At 36.5% G+C, this 16,518-nt stretch carries 16 protein-coding genes; 3 read left to right on the top strand and 13 right to left on the bottom strand.

Annotated elements, in window-relative coordinates; all coding sequences use genetic code 11:
• Positions 1–1,284, top strand: coding sequence for a hypothetical protein (locus M902_RS10740; protein WP_021268609.1), 1,284 nt, complete (start codon positions 1–3; stop codon positions 1,282–1,284).
• A gap of 99 nt (positions 1,285–1,383) precedes the next feature.
• On the opposite strand, the gene M902_RS10745 is transcribed toward M902_RS10740, so the two are convergent.
• From M902_RS10745 to trxA, 5 genes are all read right to left on the bottom strand, one after another.
• A complete protein-coding gene (locus tag M902_RS10745; RefSeq protein ID WP_021268040.1) occupies positions 1,384–1,893 on the bottom strand; it encodes a biopolymer transporter ExbD in 510 nt (169 codons plus the stop codon).
• Positions 1,894–1,914: 21 nt separating this feature from the next.
• A complete protein-coding gene (locus tag M902_RS10750; RefSeq protein WP_021267811.1) occupies positions 1,915–2,442 on the bottom strand; it encodes a biopolymer transporter ExbD in 528 nt (175 codons plus the stop codon).
• A gap of 2 nt (positions 2,443–2,444) precedes the next feature.
• Positions 2,445–3,095: a MotA/TolQ/ExbB proton channel family protein gene (locus tag M902_RS10755; protein ID WP_021268125.1), complete on the bottom strand. Its 651-nt coding sequence runs from the start codon at positions 3,093–3,095 to the stop codon at positions 2,445–2,447.
• A 111-nt stretch (positions 3,096–3,206) separates the two neighbouring features.
• Positions 3,207–3,788, bottom strand: a complete 582-nt coding sequence (gmhA, locus tag M902_RS10760; protein ID WP_021268590.1) for a D-sedoheptulose 7-phosphate isomerase — start codon at positions 3,786–3,788, stop codon at positions 3,207–3,209.
• Positions 3,789–3,833: 45 nt separating this feature from the next.
• Entirely contained in the window at positions 3,834–4,157 is a 324-nt protein-coding gene (gene trxA, locus M902_RS10765; RefSeq protein WP_021268010.1) for a thioredoxin, read from the bottom strand.
• Positions 4,158–4,353: 196 nt separating this feature from the next.
• Here trxA and M902_RS10770 point away from each other — a divergent pair, with 196 nt between their 5' ends.
• Positions 4,354–4,851, top strand: a complete 498-nt coding sequence (locus M902_RS10770) for an RDD family protein (RefSeq protein WP_021267934.1) — start codon at positions 4,354–4,356, stop codon at positions 4,849–4,851.
• Here M902_RS10770 and M902_RS10775 read toward each other — a convergent pair.
• A complete protein-coding gene (locus tag M902_RS10775) occupies positions 4,848–5,318 on the bottom strand; it encodes a GAF domain-containing protein (RefSeq protein ID WP_021268189.1) in 471 nt (156 codons plus the stop codon). The genes M902_RS10770 and M902_RS10775 overlap by 4 nt on opposite strands.
• Positions 5,319–5,391: 73 nt before the next feature.
• Here M902_RS10775 and polA point away from each other — a divergent pair, with 73 nt between their 5' ends.
• Positions 5,392–8,049, top strand: coding sequence for a DNA polymerase I (polA, locus tag M902_RS10780; RefSeq protein WP_021268198.1), 2,658 nt, complete (start codon positions 5,392–5,394; stop codon positions 8,047–8,049).
• On the opposite strand, the gene M902_RS10785 is transcribed toward polA, so the two are convergent.
• The 7 genes from M902_RS10785 to M902_RS10810 all read right to left on the bottom strand — a co-directional run bounded on the left by M902_RS10785 (position 8,041) and on the right by M902_RS10810 (position 16,360).
• Positions 8,041–8,523, bottom strand: a complete 483-nt coding sequence (locus M902_RS10785; RefSeq protein WP_040314703.1) for a hypothetical protein — start codon at positions 8,521–8,523, stop codon at positions 8,041–8,043. The two genes, polA and M902_RS10785, sit on opposite strands and share 9 nt — an antisense overlap.
• Positions 8,511–11,141, bottom strand: a complete 2,631-nt coding sequence (locus tag M902_RS10790; protein WP_021268097.1) for a hypothetical protein — start codon at positions 11,139–11,141, stop codon at positions 8,511–8,513. The genes M902_RS10785 and M902_RS10790 overlap by 13 nt, the downstream gene beginning before the upstream one ends.
• A 56-nt stretch (positions 11,142–11,197) precedes the next feature.
• Complete coding sequence (locus M902_RS10795; protein WP_021268342.1) at positions 11,198–11,722, bottom strand: hypothetical protein; 525 nt, start codon at positions 11,720–11,722, stop codon at positions 11,198–11,200.
• A gap of 25 nt (positions 11,723–11,747) precedes the next feature.
• Positions 11,748–13,394, bottom strand: coding sequence for a hypothetical protein (locus tag M902_RS10800; protein ID WP_021268437.1), 1,647 nt, complete (start codon positions 13,392–13,394; stop codon positions 11,748–11,750).
• Positions 13,395–13,465: 71 nt separating this feature from the next.
• Positions 13,466–13,594, bottom strand: coding sequence for a hypothetical protein (locus M902_RS16775; RefSeq protein WP_021268559.1), 129 nt, complete (start codon positions 13,592–13,594; stop codon positions 13,466–13,468).
• Between the two features lie 384 nt (positions 13,595–13,978).
• Positions 13,979–14,476 carry a hypothetical protein gene (locus M902_RS10805; RefSeq protein ID WP_021268003.1) on the bottom strand — a complete coding sequence of 166 codons (498 nt, stop codon included), beginning with the start codon at positions 14,474–14,476 and terminating at the stop codon, positions 13,979–13,981.
• Positions 14,477–14,614: 138 nt separating this feature from the next.
• The gene (locus M902_RS10810) at positions 14,615–16,360 is read right to left on the bottom strand and encodes a chloride channel protein (RefSeq protein ID WP_021267914.1); all 1,746 of its coding nucleotides are present in this window, start codon (positions 16,358–16,360) and stop codon (positions 14,615–14,617) included.
• Positions 16,361–16,518: the final 158 nt, after the last annotated feature.

Here is a 16,518-nt window from a genome sequence, read left to right on the forward strand (position 1 = left end):
TTGAAAACACTAATATACGGATTAATCACAGGTGCACTTACTCTATCAAGTCTTAGCTCTCTCGCTGATGGTAGAGGAGAGGTTTCGTTAAACTTTAGAGGTTATATTGATGATGCTCAAACTCTTTTAGGTGAGGATCAGCCAAATGAATTGGCCTTTGTTAAAGTTGCTCTAGAAGATAGAGGCGACTGGAGCGGATGGGAGTATAACCTTTCTCTAATTGGTCGTGCTGATGAGAAGTACCAGGATAATAGCTATGTTGACTTCAATGAGTTTAATATAGGACGAAGTTTTGGGAATTGGCAGGCATCAGTTGGTCAGCATATGTTTATGTGGTCACGTCTAGAAGCATATCATGTTGTGGACGTCATCAACTCTCGTATCAATGATGGCAATATTGAACGATTTGAAAAGCTTGGGGAAACTTCTGTTGTTCTAAGTCACTACACAAGTATTGGGACGATGAAGTTTATCTATATGCCATATTTTAAAGAAGGTTTCTATCCAGATTCTAAAATGAGAATCTTTGATGGCCTTAGTCCTCAGAAGCAAAATGTCGTTAAAGGCAATAAAATTACGGACTCTGATGAAGATAATCAATTTGATCAATTCGCAGTTTACTATGCTCATCAGTTTGGTGATCTAGACTTAACTGTCTTTGCAATGGATCATATCGATCGTACTAGACCTATCTTTGCAGCTGCATCAGTACCTGATCTATTAGCAGGAAATATCAATGCTTATTATCTAGATGTTGCTGATTATGGTACCGCTGCTACTTATTTTTGGGGTGAGCAAACTTTTAAATTTGAATATCTTTATTCAGACTTTAACGTAAATGATTCAGTATCAATTATTGACTATACAGGTGGGCAAAGAGAAATCTTTAATTATCAACTAGCGTCTATTGGTCATGAGTATACTTATAATTACGATAATAACTGGAGCTCAGGGTTCTATACTGAATACCAGCGTGTTCTAGGTGTTGGGAAGAATAAGAGAAGCCAAGCTCAGATTTTTCAAAATGACCTCTTTATTGGTCATCGTCTAGCTCTAAACGATGCGTATTCTAATGAATTTATGTTAGGCCTCTATATTGACCTTGAAAGAGCAGGGGAGACTCTATACTACTTAAGTTATGAGCGTCGTTTAAACAATGCTTGGAAGATGAAGTTAAACTTTCGTGGAGTGACTATTGGTGATGATGCCAAGGCCGACAATCGAGGACTGTACGTCCTTGATGGTGATGATGAGTTTGGCGTTACATTAACGAGATTCTTTTAGAGCTAATATAACCGAAAGCCGCGCCTGCGGCTAGCTTTCTCCTGTCACATTCATTTGTGCGCCAAAGCTTGCCGTCGGGCAATCTTTGATCGCACGATGTTACTCTTGCCCTAAAACAACGAATTTATACTGTTGAAACCCCGCTTCTGCAGCAGTATGCATAAGTTTCTTAACATAATTATACTTCAAAGATTTATCAATAACGAGATTCACAATACCCGAGAACTTCTTCGCATTAGGTGTCATCTTTGCAAGATCATCAATTTCTTTCTTCTTTGCAACGAGCTCGTTATATAGTGGAACAATAAGCTTCCCACCTTGAGAGTAGAGTTGTCCTTTGAAAGTTTCAGTATTAAGGACTTCTTTATCATCAACCCAAACGATCTTTGTCGAAACTTGAACAACAACACCTTGCTCATTAATAGACTTTGAGGCCGAGTGTGGAATTGTAATATCTTTTGGAATATTAAGAATTACACCCGTTGTATCATAACTGCGAATTAGGAATACAAGAAGAATAACAAGAATGTCGAGAAGGGAAGTGATATCTATATCAAAGGGTTCCTTCTTTCTTCTGATTCCTCTATTTCTAATTGAACGATTTCTCATAATAAACCTGATTCTTTATTTCTACGATTGTGTATCGCCAAAAATAATATTGTTAAAGAGCTCAAGAACTTTTACGTCCTGCCCATCTCTCTTTGTCCAAACTTCTGGATCTGTTTTCTTAATATCGCGAACAGCATCCATAATTTTAATTAGTTCTTCGTAAGAGATATTTGCATTTGGGATGAAGATAACTTCTTTCTCATCGACATATCTCTTCTTAAGGTCAATTAACTTTTCTCTTAATTTGAATAGATCATATTCTCCTTCAGCTGTTTTTCCGGCCGTGAAAATACGTCTCTCATTCGGGCCAGAGTGAAGAGTAATACTACTTGTGTTAATCTTTAGAGTTAGGTCTAATCTTTCTTTTTTCTTCTTTGGGGGAGTAGAGTTAGAAATGATAGGAACATCAGATCCAATCTCGTAAATTCTCACAAAGTTTGCAGACATTAAAAGAAAGAAGATAAAGATAAAGACCGAATCTAAAATTGGAATTAGATTCAGTCTCTCAACTTTCTTATTCTTATATTTTCGACTCGGTTTTCTATACATAATTACTTACTTTCTTCTGTATTTAAGATGTCCATTAACTTAACTGAATACTCATCGATCTCATTGATGATCTTTTCTGACTTTGAACTTAGGAAAGCGTGAATGATCATAATAGTGATTGCAACAAGTAGACCAAGGAATGTTGTGTTCATCGCTTGTGAAATACCTTTTGCAAGAAGCTCTGCTTTTTGTGTAGGGTCTGCAGCAGCAACGGCCGCAAATGAAGCGATTAGACCTTGAATTGTTCCTAGTAGTCCAAATAGTGTTGAGATATTTGCAATTAGCTGTAAGTAGTTAAGTCTTAGTTCAACTTTTGGAATAACTTCTAAAGCTGTAGCATCGATTGCATTTTGAATTTGCTCTGGTTTAGCAGAAGCTCTTTCAAGTCCACTTCTTAATACCTTTGGTAGAGCAGCGCTTGATCCTGAACATACACGCGAGGCACCTTCAACATCATTTGCCATAATATAGCGACGAAGTTCATTCATAAATGAAGCCCCATCAACATCAAATTTAAAGCTTAGTTTAAAGAATCTTTCTAATCCAATGGCCAGACCTACTGCCCAAATAAAGAGAATGATCCACATGAAGATTCCACCGTTTTGAAAAAAAGCAGCGATCGTGTTTACCGATGATACAGCTGTGCCTTCCATTTATAGCTCCTTAAAATTATGTACTAACTTAAGAATATTTTAACTCATATTCGCGTCAAGCACTTGATTTTAAAGACTTGGAATAAACTGCCGATTCTTACTCGTAATTCTTTAGTAATTTTGAGGGAAAACTTGGCGCTCAATTCCCTCTATGAACGTATGAATAATTTTAATATGCATTTCTTGAATGCGATCAGAAAGATCTGCTTCAATAACGATAGGGAAGTCCACAAGATCTTTCATCTTTCCACCGCCTTTTCCAAGAAGACCGACTACTTTCATCCCTTTTTCATGAGCAGATTTTACGGCCTCAAGGCAATTTGGTGAATTACCTGAAGTTGAGATGGCAAGAAGGACATCTCCTTTGTGTCCATGGGCCTCAACATATTTTGAAAAGATATATTCAAAACCATAGTCATTGGCCACACATGTGATATGAGAAGAGTCGGCGATAGCAATAGCTGGCATTGCCGGGCGATCTTTACGAAAACGTCCTGTTAGTTCTTCTGCGAAGTGCATAGCATCGCACATTGAACCACCATTTCCACAGCTAATGACACGTCCTCCATTTTTAATGGCCGTAACCATTTCGTTTATCGCTTTCTCCATAGTGGCGAAGTTTTCTTCATTTGCGATAAATTTAGTTAGAGTTTCTTGGGCGTGATTAAATGCGTGGGAAATAAAGTTTGACATAAATTCCTTCTCAAAAAAGAAAAGCCTCTATCGTAGAGGCTTTTATTACATAAGTTCTTCTAAAGACTTCTTAATTTCTTCTTTAGTTTGAACACCAACAAGAGTTTTACTTGCTTGACCGTCTTTAAAGAAGATCATTGTTGGGATCCCTCTAATTCCGTATTGTTGAGCAAGTTCACCGTTATCATCAACGTTCACTTTTAAGATTGTTGCAGTTTCACCAATTTCTGATGCCACTTCATCAAGTACTGGCCCAAGAGTTTTACAAGGTCCACACCACTCTGCCCAGAAGTCTACTAGAACTGGCTTCGCGCTTTTTAGTACATCAGATTCAAAGTTTGTTACGTCAGTTTTACCAACAGTACTCATATAATTATCCTCCAGAGCGTATGTGCTCTATTTAGTCTCAGTCTAAAGTTATATATTAAAATCCTATTTTTGGCTATTAATCAAAGTCTATTGACTGATAGAGAAGTTAAGCATTTCTTTAGTTAATATCTATTGTTTGGACTAGGTGCAAAAAATGCCTTGTTTTCTAATAAAATTCATAGGATAAGATAATTGTATGGATAGAAAGTACCTTTTAAAGTCGGCCATTAAGGTTGCACGTTATTCACGCATACTCGCAAAGGCAATTGACCTTTTTATTGTCGTTGTCTTGTCTCTATTCTTGTATCCAATTGGTATTCTTCTTTCGATCGTCTATCTAACTTTTGCTGACTCAATTCAAAATGGACAGTCTGTTGGTAAGAAGTTTATCGGCTTTAGGGTCATTTCTTTAGTTGATGGATCACCTTGTTCTCTTAAGCAAAGCTTTATTAGAAATCTGCCTTTTATTATTCCATTAGTGTTTGCCATTATCCCTGTCGCTGGTTGGTTTATGGCAGTAATAGTAGGGATTCCAATTGTTGGGATTGAGTTATATCTTCTTTATAAGTTAGACTCAGGCCATAGGTTAGGTGACGTTATGGCCGACACAACTGTTATGGCAAACGATGATACGATGCTTGCAATTAAGAAGCGTAAAACAAATTGGTTTGAAGACCAAGGATCGCAGGCTTAATTAAGAAAAATAGTATTGATAATCTCTTCTAAATTAGATTTATCAATTTCATTGAAGCTTGCAAGTCTATCGCTATCAACATCAAGAACTGCAATTAATTTTTTATTTTCAATTACCGGAATAACAATCTCTGACTGACTCTTTGGGTCACAAGTGATGTGGTTGGCAATTGCATGAACATCTTCAACGATTTGTGTTTCAAGAAGTTGAGCAGCAGTTCCGCAAACCCCCTTACCAAAAGGGATGCGAAGACAACCAAGCGTTCCTTGGTATGGGCCAACGACAAGCTCTTGTTCCTTATTTGGGTCAACCATGTAGAACCCACACCAGTAATAATGTGAAAATGCTTGTTTTAAAACACAAGAAATTGTGGCCATTTTTGCGATAGTGCTACTTTCGCCCTCACAAATAGCAAAGATATCACGCTTTACTCTATTATAAATCTCAATCTTTTGTGCATTGTCCATGGTCGATTCTCCATATTAATCATTAACAGATTCAACATAATTGGCTAGATTTATAGCATAAATTGGAGATTTTATGTCAAAGAAAAGATTAATCGTCGTCGACGTCAGTAATTTTATATTCCGTGCATTTTTTGCAATTCGTTCAATGAATGCTCCGGATGGAACACCAGTTAATGCTACTTATGGTGTACTTTCAATGTTATTAAAAATTATGGCCAATTATAGGCCAACACATATGCTTCTTGCTCGAGATACTTCGGGCGGCTCTTTTAGAAATGAGCTTTATGATCAGTATAAGGCCAATCGTTCTGAACCACCTGAAGAGCTTGTTCCTCAGTTTGCACTTATTAAAGAACTTATCGACAAGATGGGGCTTCTCAATGTTGCAAATGAAACATATGAGGCCGACGATATTATTGGGTCAACTGTTATTCAATGGAAAGATGACTTTGATGAAATCCTAATTGCCTCAGGAGATAAGGACCTTATGCAATTTGTTGGTGACAATATTAAGATGCTCGATACGATGAAGGATGTTACTTATGATGAGAAAGGTGTCTTTGAAAAGATGGGGGTACGCCCTGATCAGATCGTAGATTACTTATCAATGGTTGGGGACACTTCTGATAATATTCCAGGTATGCGTGGTATTGGTGCAAAGGGAGCTGCAAAGTTACTTGCCGAGCACGATACTCTTGAGAAATGTTTTGAAGTTTCAGATACATTTAAAGGTAAGAAATTAACAACTGCTTTTACTGAACATGTTGAGGATGCGAAGCTTTCGAAAGAATTAATTAAAATTGTTACAGATATTGATTTAGAATGTCAGGCAGAGGATTCTGAGATTAGATTCTATCCTTCAGAGGAGCTTCTGACATTTTTAAAAGATCTTGGTATGAATTCAATGATTAAGAGAATGGAAGATCTAAAATACCAACTTTCTATTGCTAATGGCGATGAAGGAGAAGGTGAAGAGCTGACATCTCCATTTGAGCACAAGGTTACGACTCTTGAAGAATTAAAAGCGATTCTTAAAGATCAAGCGGCCCTTGCGGTCCAAACTGAGTTTGATAGTGAAGATATTCATGCTCGTAATCTTGTAGGTTTAAGTATTTCATTTGATGATAACAATTCATTCTTTGTCGAAGTGAATGATTCTAATGAAAAAGAATTACTAGAGTTAATATGGGGTAATGAGTCGATAGAGGTATATAGCGAGCATTCGAAACGTGACTATTCTCACTTACTTCGACGTGGACTAGTTTTTAGGGCCAAGAATTTTGATGTCACTTTGGCCCACTATAATGTAAGCCCAAGTACAAGACATAATCTTGAAGTTATCGCATCTAATGTAAATGTAAAAGTAACGACTCTTGATAAGAAGACTCCTTTCATTACCTCACTTGAAACGAGTGAAGATAAGGCTTCTTATTCTGGGCTAAGATCGATCGCAGTCTTTAGGCTTGCAAATCAGCTAAAAGAAGAACTTAAAGAAAAAGAACTTGTTAGTGTATATGAAGATATAGATAACAAGCTAATTTCAATATTAGCTGAAATGGAGTTTGAAGGTGTACACTTAAATAAAGAATACCTTTATGAAATGGCAAAAGATCTGCAAGAGTCTTTAGATAAAATTCAAAAGAAAGTTGATTCATATTCAATGAATGACACAATTAATTTGAATTCACCAAAACAAGTAGGGGAGTTCTTATTTAATGAATTATCATTCCCTGTTGTTAAAAAGACGAAGACAGGTTACTCAACAGATTCATCTGTACTAGAGGAGCTTGATTCAAAAAATATTAACGAGGTCCCAGGCTTAATTCTACAGTATCGTGAATTAGGAAAGATTCTTTCAACATATGTGAAGGCCCTTCCTGAAATTGTAAATGCTAAAACAGGAAAGGTTCATACAAGCTTTAATCAGCACGTTGCTCAAACTGGCCGACTTTCAAGTGTGAACCCAAACCTTCAAAATATTCCAATTCGTTCCGAAACGGGACGACTTGTGAGAAAGGCATTTATAGCTACACCTGGTAACTTACTTTTAGCTGCCGATTATTCACAAGTTGAACTTAGAATCCTTGCTCACTATAGTGAAGATCCAACAATGATTAAGGCATTCAATGAAGACAAAGATATTCACGCGCAAACGGCAAGTGAAATTAACGGCATTGCCCTTGAGGAAGTTACAAGTGATGAGCGTTCAAAAGCTAAGGCAGTAAACTTTGGCCTTATGTATGGACAGTCTTCATTTGGTTTAGCTTCGGCCCTTAAAATTTCAAGAAAAGATGCTAAGGCGTATATTGAAAAATACTTTGAGAGATTCTCAAAGATCAAAGGCTTCTTAGATGGGCTTAAGGAAGATGCTGAGAAAACAGGTTATTCAATTACAATGTATGGAAGAAAGAGATTCCTTCCTGACATTCATTCTAATAATCGAACAGTGAAGGCCAATGCCGAGCGTATGGCCATTAATTCACCTATTCAGGGAACAGCGGCTGATATCATTAAATGTGCAATGATTAATATCGATGCAGAAATGAAGAAACGTGGCCTTAAGTCTAAAATGATTCTTCAGGTACACGATGAGCTTATTTTTGATGTTCTTGAGTCAGAGCTTGATGAGATGAAGACTCTTATTAAAGAAGGTATGGAAAACGTTGTCGAATTAAAAGTTCCACTAAAAGTCGATCCTGCATTTGGTGTTAACTGGTACGATCTAAAATAATTGTGCAGTATATATTTCCTCTCCACAGTAAATAAGCTCTGGGGAGGAAAATGTATCAGCATATCCTCTTTTAAAAAATATAATTGCATCGTGCTTATTCGGGCACAAATCTTTATAGAGTAATTTCTTAATTTCCATAGAGCGACTTGAAACAAGATCATAGGGAGAGTTGTAGTTGATTGAAATAAAGTCCGCTGTGTAAAGGTAAGTGATAAACTCATCAAGAGTTATCAATTCATTTGGATGCAGGTAGGTTGTTATATTGTTGAATATAAATGTAGAGTTGACTGAGTCAGAAAAACATTCATCACAAATAGCTTCTTCAATTATGTCTGAACTTTGTCCATCAAGGCAACCTATATTAGAACACTCTAGGTGTAGCTCTTTTGTAAAGCCTGGTGTCCAAATAATATTAACACTTAATGCATAAGTGCTAATAATTGGTAAGAGAAATAATAGTATTATTGGTCGCATGATGAAAATAACCTCGCAAAATTTTGCTCTACTCTAACAGTTAAATCATTTTTACATTCTCTGACTTTAAATTTGTAACCATTAACAACTCTCTTCGAAGCGAATATAGTTAAATTTTTCTCAAGAACTGCCTCTACAGCTAGTTTCTCCTCTTGATTACTTAAACAGTGGTTTCCATTTAAAAGAGTCGAACGGCATCTCTTGGGAATCTCACCAAAACGTTGATATGTGGTTTTAAGTTTTTCTAAGTCTAGCTCCCATCTTCTAGGGATATTATCAAAATCAGTTAGGCCCTTATATAAACTGTAAAGTGCCCTTGCCACATAGAAGAATGGACCGAGTTTAGAATTAAAGTAGGTGAGTGTGTTAGATATGCCTTCAAAGTTGATTCGACATGCAGCACATGCAGCTCGTCGATTAGGATCTGTAGAAGATACATCAGATCCACTATTTGCGATTATGTCACCACCGCCACGATCAAAGCAAGCACCAACAGAGATACCTCTGAAATGATATAAATTCGTCGGGCTCTTAGTGCTCCCTGTAATTGATAGTGCACAAGGAACTCCAATCAATGGCCCAAATTCAGTAATTAGCTCAACGTTAACTTTTGATTTTTCATAGTCTTTATTAAATTCTATTTGCCCATCTTTTATCATCTTATTAAAGGAAGTAACGTAGCCAGGTGTTAAGCTCACTCTTGTATAAAGAACACCAGGAGTGAAAAAACTCATTAATCCCTGACCAATATCTGACACAAATTGAGTCATGACTTGCTTTGTTTTAAAGTAAGGATCATATACCTTGCAAGAGACTCGATCTGCGTAGGGGTTAATTAAATCTGCTGAAGCTTGTGAGAACTTTGCCTTCCAGAAAAGGTCCCCGTAGTAACTAGCGCGAGACGTTTCTATAATATTGATAATAGACTTTCTTAAACAGTGACTTATTGAACGACAAATGATGTCTCCATTCTCATAAGTTATAAAATCTTGCGAGAGCGCGTCACTCTCGTAGTGTTGTTCTGGAAATGTTTCAAAAGTTTTTGCTGCTCTGGTCTTATCTATATACCACTGATGAAAGCCCTCAAGCTCGATATCAAATTCACCATTCCAAATGTTTTTTTGATCTAGGCTTTTACAGTAGGCACGAGTTTCATCCATTAGGGACTTATAATAATCGATAACATCATCATAAGGCTTCTTTGAAAAAATAAGGTCAAGGTTGTCGATAAGATCTGTTCCTTTAAGGCCTTCGATATGTTTCTTTGTGAAACTAAAGATGTCATCCGAAATAACAGAAGTTTCCGCACATAGGTAATAAAGATCATTTTTGATCGTATTACCATCTAAGTTCCTAAAATAAAATGCGAGCTGTTCTTTAACTTCTTCTGGCTTAAGACGATTTCTCACAAGGGAGAAGAAAGTTAATGAATCAATGAGTTTATTTTTAACGTAGTTCTTAGTTTGAGTTTGATTTTTGAATATATGTTCTATCCATTTATCAGCATCGTTATACGAGGCGATATCGAGAATATCCTGATTAACACTCGTAAATGGATCTTTTAGAAGATCATTTTGAACCCCTTCAGATATAGGGGACAAGATGTCGAGTTCAAGAGCATCCTTCTCAAAATTCTTACGGGAGAACTCTCTAAATGAGTTTTCTGCGAGTCTTTTGTTATTACAAGCAGGAATGATGTCACTCTTACATCCACTAGGTGAAAACAGTATATAGTCTTGGGTATTCGAATTTCTAATAATTTGTTCGTATTTAGAGTTCTCAACTTTCAAGTTTTTCATTGCCCAAGCGAAGTAGAGTTTCATCGAGTTCCAGTAATCAAACCCAATTTTTTTCTCCCAATACCTCTTTTTTATTCCTTCTATATCAAACTGGTAGCCAGATACTTGTAGGTTATCAATCTGGTCGATATCTTCTAGTCGACAATCAGTTACTCTTTCGTCTAGGTCTAGTAACTCTTGTGCGATACGGTTAAGGTCTTGAACAGAAGGCTTTTGGCCAAAAAGATTTGCTTGTAGTGGGCCAAACTTTTTTATTCTAATACACTTAAATGTTTCATTTTCTTTGACATATTTTTTCTGAATATAATTACTATCTTCAAAGCTATCATATAGTCGATGTTTTAACTTATGTGAGCTTGTCCATAGTGCATCCATGTAATTATTGAGCTTTGGACACTCTAGTTTGCCATAACACTCTTTTAAGATCTTTTGATATTTGACAGGAATATTGTTTTCACTATCTAGGTAGGGTAGGAGTGGAATTTCTTGATGAATGAGTTTTTGATGAATTTCATAGAGAAGGCGCGTTACCTTATTTCGATAATCTCTAATTAGCTCTTTAATGACTTTTGTTTTGTCTTGACCAGTACGATTTGCGAGACGATATGCTGCTTTAGCAGGTATTGTATTATTTAAGAAAACAAACATTGATGTTGTGGGTTTCTTAGAATCGATTGCGCAGGAGGCACGGTTGTTTAAGTCGATTGTTGTTAGTGGCGTAATCAAGTCATATAACTCTTGATGTTGCCAATCATGCCATTTGATTTTCGCATAGGCCGTAAAAGTAATTAAGAATAGAAATAAAAAACCTCTCAACATAGAGAGGTTTTATAATTTTGAATCTTTTTTAACAATTAAAGAAAAGCTTAATTAATTTAGCTTCCATTATTTGCTGTACAGCCACTTGCTCTTCCTATGATCGTTGTATAGAAAAGGATCATTGCTTCATCAGCAGGAGTGAAGCCACGGCGTGTATTACCATCTGTGTCAAGTAGACCATACATATAACGGTTAATAGCAATATAAACAGACCTAGGTACCTTAATACGTTGAGTACATTTACCGTTGTAGTATCTAACGTTAACTCCCCAGTATTCTCCACTGATTTGGCCACCGTAACCTCCTGTATAGATATTTACTCCACTTCCTGCTTGTTGATTCATTCCTTCACCGATATTGAAGCCAACTTCAAAACCAGCAAACTTATTCTCATTTGAAAAGAGAGTACATTCACCTTTACGACATGAAACCTTAATATCCTCTTCAATTCGTAGCAAAATCTCTTCATTAGAGAATTTTTCAAATTCAAATTGATCCTCTCCGCCTCCAAACATGTTGTCGACATCATTTGCATAAACAGATGATGTCATAATTAAAAATACTAACAGTAATCTTTTCATCTTTGTTCTCCTCAATTCCATGCTGTTAAAAGTCTATGTCACCAATGCCATCGTTATCATCCCAGTCATCGTCGTCACTATGGTCAGTTCCTGGTTTCATACATGTTGAAAATGGTGGTTCATAAGCTTCGATTAATTTGTTCCCTTGTACGTTTGATAATTTTTTGTATGTCAAATACTCCACTTTAAATCTATCTTCATCCTTGGATACTTTGAATTGTACCTTTAGTGTAAGTTGGTGATCTTTAGTATTTATACATTTTTTATTATGACAGTATCTCTGTATATATGGTGGCCACAAAAAGTCTTTAAATACTCGGCTAATTGAATTAACACTATTCTTAACTGCCACATGTGTATTACCTGTGAATCTTAAATAGTCGAAGACAGGAAATTCAGGAAGTGATTGAAGTACTTCAATACTGTTGAATTCGTTTAGTGCTCTAAGCGCACCTGCTTCTCTATCGATTTCAGGGATCGTTTTATTATTTAGTTTTAGTCTACTCGTGATACTATTTTTAAACATGAGGTAGTAAAACTCTTGATCTTCTAAATTGATTTCTAACTCATATACAGCACCTTCTTTGAAAGTATTCTTTGGTAGTAGTTGTCCTGCTCCATTGAGTAAGCCTGACCAATTACTTGGTGTAATTCCACCATCATACCAAAGAGAAATAAATTCTCTTTCACCATCCTTTTTTACTTCACTTAACAGGTACTCACCAACGACTGGTTGAGTATAACTACATGGTGATGAGCATATTCCATTAACGCATGTTTTTTGACATGTGTTATTTATGAAAACACTAGAATCTAGTTTTATTGATTCATTACCATGTCCACTTACTTTAATCTTACCCATTTCTATATTGTTAACATGCCACTCTATTGGCCACTTTGGATCATTCTCGAGTACTGTTTTCTCACTCTTAATAATTCCTTCTGCGGTTGCAGTAAGTCTTAGCTTGTAGTCTTTAACGAATTTTAGTTTTGGTGAACTACCACTGTCATCTCCGGAAATATAGAAGTCTAAAGTGGCAAGTACATCTTGAAGTTCCATTTCTCGTTCTCGATAAAACTCTTCATTAAGACACTCGTCTTTTACAGAGAAGTCTAACTCAAATTTCGAGTCAATATAAGGTTTTGCAAAACAAAAGTAGCCTTCAAAAATTGCTGTGTGATTGTTGACTTTATTTACTATGCATCCATTCTGATTGAGGGAGATGTTTAAACCTTTTTTTGAATAATCTGTTATTTTAAGCTCTGTACATTTGCTTATTAATTCTCGTCTGTTTAGTAGGCGCTTGTGTAAGAAATCAACGCTAATAGATAAGTTATCATTGTATTTGTCTTCAATTCGACAATACTTAGTGTTTTTGCTATTTATCGTGTTCATGTCATTAATGCTGTATGTTTGAACACTGTCATCGAACATATTATTTTCAACACCTAAACTTATCATAAGATATTCATCGTTTGCAGCCGTTGGTATACAGTCAGTTATATCAAATTTGATACCATCCTTAAGTTCGTTCCCCTTTTCGTTGTAAATAAACTTCGAACTTTGAAATGGTGAGAAGGTGATATTTAACTCTTTATTAAGGGAGTTGACTTTACACGCAAAGGCCATTGAAAATAATGCATGAATTATTGTTATGATAAGTATTTTCATTTCCCCACCCCATAGTTTCTTTGAAAAGAGGGCAAGGCGTTAGCCTTGCCCAGTGTACTTAAAATTAATTCTTAGTAAGATAAGTGTTTAGATGTGATAGCTGTATCAGTACAGATATTTGCACCATGTAGCTTCCATCTTCTTACTGTATCGATTGGATCTCTACCACGTGTTTTTTCTTTGAAAGTGTATCTAACCATACAACCCTTAAGGTCGCTTTTGTTGAAGATATCTGTGAAATCTGCAATATCGTTTACGGAAAGATCTTTCTTAGCAAATCCAAGAGAGTAGTGACCACCGTAACCTTTATCAACACAGAAGATTTCTGACTTAACTTTTAAGTTAGCAAGTTCTTGGTATGTTTGGTTTGCCCATACATCACCATAGCGTGGGAACTTGTCACCAGTGTAGTCATTTGGACTCTTAAGGTCTGTAACAGTTACCTTTCTTTCAAACTTGTATTTCGGCTTCTTGTTACCAAAATCGATCTGAGTTGCTCTGTAACAAATGTCAACGAAGTACTCAGCACCATATCTTTCTGAAGATAGGTTAACCGTAAGTTCTTTGATTCTATGGTCGAATTGCTAAACGTGTGGTAGAAGTGTTGCATAGTTACCAGAGTGATTGTCTGCAACAGCTTTCTTGTACCATGAGTAACCTTGTGGATCACCGTGATCTTTCCATTTTGTGATTTTTGCTTTCATGAAATCAATTGTTGCTTCATGATCCCCATTTTGTTCACCAGTACAAACACAGTCACAACCTTCACCTGTTTGAGGGTCACACGAACCGTTGTAAGACTCTGGTTGAGCGTCAAGTCCTGCAAAAAGATTGTCTAGTCCATCTCCATCTCCGACTAGAGGTTCTGCTCCACCATAGCCACCACCGCGTTTCGGCGTACATGACTCATAGGTATTTGGGTTATAACAAACTTGTCCTCTCGGCTCTTTGTGCTTAATACCGGCATTACACGGATAAATTGATGAGCCTGATGAATATACATCAAAATTAAATTGTACTCTCGCCGCTTGCGTCGAGAAGGCTCCCATTAAAAGAGCCGAAGCTAATAGTAATTTTTTCATTACCCTCTCCTTTTTAGTTAGGTTGTTAGATAAAAAATATTGATGAATGAATTTGTAGCAATCGTTTTTTTGAAAGTCGAGAGGGTCAAGGTTAGAAGGCTTGAATTTGTACTTAATTAACCGGCTTTTAAGAAAAGGTTAAGTGTTAGCTTCGTTTTCTTTTGATTCTGTTATTTGATAACCAAATTGTTTTACGATATCTTTTGGCGTGAGAATGCCAATGATTCTTTTTTCATCAAGTCTCGAAACGACTGGTAGACGGGAGATTTGGAATCTTTTTAATCTGTGGAGTGCAATGTATAAGCTTTGGTCTGGATAGATTTTTATAATTTTTTTCTCGCAAAAATGTTCAATTTTTATATCACCATTTCCTTTTGCAAGTTGAACTTTAAGCTCTGATGTTGACATCATTCCAAGTAGTCTTCCATTTTTTAAAACAGGAAATCCTTGAAGTTCAGGATTGTGTTTTTGAATGTCTTTTAGTGTTTCACTAACTGTTAGAGTCGCACCATATGTAACGATGTCTTTTATCATTGCATCTTCAACATGTAGCTGATCAAGTACATCGAGATCATCTCTTGTTGGTAAGTGAATTCCATCTTGTGCAGAAATTTGTTCGTAGATCGATTCACTTTCTGTCGGCTTAGAAGACAGCATATAGGCAATAATATTTGCAATCATAAGTGGCAGAATAATATTGTAGTCTCTAGTTAACTCAAATACGATTAGGATGGAAGTGAATGGAGCACGTATAACTGTGACAAAGAATGCACCCATACCAACTAGTGCGTATGCCCCAGTATTCGTTGTAATCTCTGGAAAGAAAACACTTGCAAGGGAGCCTATTAAACTTCCTAGTGTTGCACCCATTAAAAGTGTAGGCATGAATAATCCACCAGAAATCCCTGCTGAGTAACAAAGAGATGTTGCTAAGAATTTTAAACAAAACATTAAGAATAAAACTTTCGGGTCGAGAATTAGTGAAAGTAATGTGTCTTCTAAAGTTCCGTGTCCACTTCCAATAACACTGGAGTGAACTTGAGTCATCAATGCAATGATTAGAAAAACAATCATCATATAAGTTAGCTTATGGCTCTTCATGTGCTTTCGATTGAATTCTCTAAAGGCCAAAACAGACTTCATCCAAAGAGGGCCAATAAAAGCGCAACTAATTCCAATGAGTAAATAGAACAGTAGTTCACGATGATCGTGCATTTTATAATAAAGTTGCTCAAACATGTGATGCTGTCCTGTCAGCATTTGTCCTGTAATTGATGCCACAACTGATGAGATAACAATTGAACCTAGAACTTTGGCATTCAGATCACCAACAACTTCTTCTAATGTAAAAACAACAGCTGAGATTGGAGTTGCAAATGCAGCAGCAATACCGCCTGCGGCTCCAACGGCAACGAGGGCCTTAACTCTCTTTTTAGAAATATGAAATGAATAACCAAGCCAAGAGGCAACGCCTGAAGCAATAGTTACAGTAGGCCCTTCTCGTCCGAGTGAGACTCCTGAGCCTAGTGCAAGTAAAGTAGTCACTGCTTTTGCAAAAGTATCTTTTAAACTAATCCTTCCATGGTCAACAACAAGGGCCGCGCGAACCTTCGGGATTCCTGATCCTTCAGAGAAAGGAAATTTTCGAGTAGTTAGCCAGCCGGAAATAAAGAGGGCCGCTCCACCGAGAACGACAGATTGCCATGTAAATGTTGTATCTGTTTGGAGGATATGTTGAATCCAGTGAACACCTTTTTGTAGACCGACGGCGATAAGAGCTGATGTAACACCTGTAATGAGCGTAAGGACAAAAAATGTTCTTTCCTCTGCGGCTTCGTTTTGCAGGAATTTACCTAAAAGTTTTTCATTAAACTTTAGTTTCATATGCTAATTATCGGAGCGACTCCTTATAAAGATAAGTTAACTGGTTAATTTTTTTGGAATATCTCACAATTTTGATATTCCGTGAAGGATATTTTTGCTTTGCGCTAATATAAATGTGAAAAAATATGATTTTTTCGCTTTGGCAGACCTTGACATGT

The organism is Bacteriovorax sp. BAL6_X, assembly GCF_000443995.1.
Lineage (GTDB): Bacteria > Bdellovibrionota > Bacteriovoracia > Bacteriovoracales > Bacteriovoracaceae > Halobacteriovorax_A.

Coding starts and splice junctions, on each gene's coding strand:
- M902_RS10745 (WP_021268040.1), bottom strand. CDS start 1,893: ATGAGAAATCGTTCAATTAGAAATAGAGGAATCAGAAGAAAGAAGGAA.
- M902_RS10750 (WP_021267811.1), bottom strand. CDS start 2,442: ATGTATAGAAAACCGAGTCGAAAATATAAGAATAAGAAAGTTGAGAGA.
- M902_RS10755 (WP_021268125.1), bottom strand. CDS start 3,095: ATGGAAGGCACAGCTGTATCATCGGTAAACACGATCGCTGCTTTTTTT.
- gmhA (WP_021268590.1), bottom strand. CDS start 3,788: ATGTCAAACTTTATTTCCCACGCATTTAATCACGCCCAAGAAACTCTA.
- trxA (WP_021268010.1), bottom strand. CDS start 4,157: ATGAGTACTGTTGGTAAAACTGACGTAACAAACTTTGAATCTGATGTA.
- M902_RS10770 (WP_021267934.1), top strand. CDS start 4,354: ATGGATAGAAAGTACCTTTTAAAGTCGGCCATTAAGGTTGCACGTTAT.
- M902_RS10775 (WP_021268189.1), bottom strand. CDS start 5,318: ATGGACAATGCACAAAAGATTGAGATTTATAATAGAGTAAAGCGTGAT.
- polA (WP_021268198.1), top strand. CDS start 5,392: ATGTCAAAGAAAAGATTAATCGTCGTCGACGTCAGTAATTTTATATTC.
- M902_RS10785 (WP_040314703.1), bottom strand. CDS start 8,523: ATGCGACCAATAATACTATTATTTCTCTTACCAATTATTAGCACTTAT.
- M902_RS10790 (WP_021268097.1), bottom strand. CDS start 11,141: ATGTTGAGAGGTTTTTTATTTCTATTCTTAATTACTTTTACGGCCTAT.
- M902_RS10795 (WP_021268342.1), bottom strand. CDS start 11,722: ATGAAAAGATTACTGTTAGTATTTTTAATTATGACATCATCTGTTTAT.
- M902_RS10800 (WP_021268437.1), bottom strand. CDS start 13,394: ATGAAAATACTTATCATAACAATAATTCATGCATTATTTTCAATGGCC.
- M902_RS16775 (WP_021268559.1), bottom strand. CDS start 13,594: ATGGTTAGATACACTTTCAAAGAAAAAACACGTGGTAGAGATCCAATC.
- M902_RS10805 (WP_021268003.1), bottom strand. CDS start 14,476: ATGAAAAAATTACTATTAGCTTCGGCTCTTTTAATGGGAGCCTTCTCG.
- M902_RS10810 (WP_021267914.1), bottom strand. CDS start 16,360: ATGAAACTAAAGTTTAATGAAAAACTTTTAGGTAAATTCCTGCAAAAC.